This is a genomic window from Microbacterium sp. Bi128, assembly GCF_918698205.1.
In genome coordinates this window covers 1-1,321 of sequence record NZ_CAKKMM010001394.1, presented here as the reverse complement: position 1 = coordinate 1,321, position 1,321 = coordinate 1, and the positions used below count along the sequence as shown (strand labels likewise).

At 67.8% G+C, this 1,321-nt stretch carries 2 protein-coding genes; both read left to right on the top strand.

Translation table 11 applies throughout. The features are described 5' to 3' along the window. The first annotated feature begins 88 nt into the window (after nucleotides 1-88). Nucleotides 89-922 carry a CHAD domain-containing protein gene (locus LQV45_RS33095; protein WP_290370393.1) on the top strand — a complete coding sequence of 278 codons (834 nt, stop codon included), beginning with the start codon at nucleotides 89-91 and terminating at the stop codon, nucleotides 920-922. Between the two features lie 30 nt (nucleotides 923-952). Further along, on the top strand, nucleotides 953-1,321 hold a 369-nt coding region (locus LQV45_RS33090), incomplete at its 3' end, for an AI-2E family transporter (RefSeq protein ID WP_230011924.1).

The window sequence follows — 1,321 nt, the reverse complement described above, 5'->3', positions numbered from 1 at the left end:
GGACTATCCGGAGAATCCGGGCACGGTTCCGAAACCGAGCCCGAGCGGGCCGGCCTCGGACGTCATGCTCTCGTAGGTATCCCAACAGATACGCGCCGTGAAGCTGAATGATCCTCGCGTCCGGGTCAATGCGCCCGATGCCGTGCATCAATTCCGGGTGGCCGCCCGCCGGTTGCGGTCGGCACTGGCAACCTTTCGAACGCTCACAGATACGACGTCGGCCAGGTTCCTTAGGGGCGAGCTCCAGTGGCTCGCCGGCAACGTGGGCCAGGCCAGGGACGCCGAGGTCATCCGTGCCCGGCTGACGCAAATGATCAGTGCCGAACCTGCGGAGCTGTTGATCGGGCCAGTCGCGCAGCAGATCCAGGAGCACCTCGGCACTGTCCAGCAACAGGGCCTTGCCGCCGGACTGGCGGCGCTGGACAGCGCCCGCTACTTCCGCCTCCTCGATGCCCTCGATGCCTTCCTTGCGGTACCTCCGCTGAGCGGCGGGGCAGGCAATGATGCGCCGGGGACGGTTGGCCGGCTCGTTTCCGCGGAACGAAAACGCCTCAAGGCGGCGGTCCGGTCCCTTGACGGCGGCACAGGCGGGACACCGCAGGATGCCGCATTGCATGAAGTTCGGAAGGCTGCCAAGCGGCTGCGCTATGCCGCAGAGGCGGCTACCCCCATTTTCGGCACTCAAGCAACGAACGTTGCCCGGGCCGCGGAGGGCATCCAGGAGATCCTCGGAGACTTCCAGGACAGCGTCGTCACCCGGGAATCCCTACTGGTGCTGGCGGGGCAGGCCGCGGATGCCCCCGGCAGCGGATTTACCTTCGGGCGCCTGCACGCCCTCGAGCAGCAGCGCGGCAACGAAGCCCGCTTGCGGTTCTACGATGCGTGGCAACAGTCCAGGCCGAAGCCCCTGCGCTGGGCCTAGCCGCCGCGTCCGAACGCCGGGAGAACCCCTATGATCGAACCCCGCAACGCAATGCCAGCCATCTGGTCGGACGGACTGGGCCGCGCCAGCATCCGCTCCGTGCAGGTCCTGGCCGTGTCCGCCCTCGCGTGGGCAATCATCTGGGCCGCCAGCCGCATCCCGCTCGTCATCATCCCCGTCCTCATCGCCGTTATCCTGGCCGCAGCGATCTCCCCGCTGGTCCGCTGGCTCACCGGGCACGGCTGGCCGCGCGCCCTCGCGGTGGTTGCCTCGTTCGTGGCCATTCTCGCCGTTTTCGGCAGCGTCATCGCCGGCATCGTCATTCTGGTCTCCAACCAGTGGGGCGAGCTCACGGCCCGGGCCGCTGCGGGGGTCGAGCAACTGCACTCATTCCTGAAC